Source organism: Xenorhabdus bovienii (assembly GCF_024721015.1).
In the GTDB taxonomy this organism is placed as follows: domain Bacteria; phylum Pseudomonadota; class Gammaproteobacteria; order Enterobacterales; family Enterobacteriaceae; genus Xenorhabdus; species Xenorhabdus bovienii.
Map to the genome: position 1 here is coordinate 1 of NZ_JANAIF010000506.1, position 219 is coordinate 219.

The window sequence follows — 219 nt, forward strand, 5'->3', positions numbered from 1 at the left end:
TGATTGACTGGGCTGAAATTTGCCTGGATGGCAGCAATATTCGCGCGAGTAAAGATGCCGCAGGCGCGAAAAAAAACCTCCCGATATCGCTGACGATCATGCGCTGGGTCGCTCACGCGGTGGTTATGGCACCAAAATCCATCTGGCAACCGACAGACGGGGTTTTCCCCTCAACCTGCTTTTGACGGCGGGGCAAGCCCACGAAAGTCGATCCGCCAT

The 219-nt window shown here is 55.7% G+C and carries 1 pseudogene; it reads left to right on the forward strand.

The features are described 5' to 3' along the window. Positions 1-219, forward strand: a pseudogene (locus NXS07_RS21525) (transposase); the annotation flags it as partial.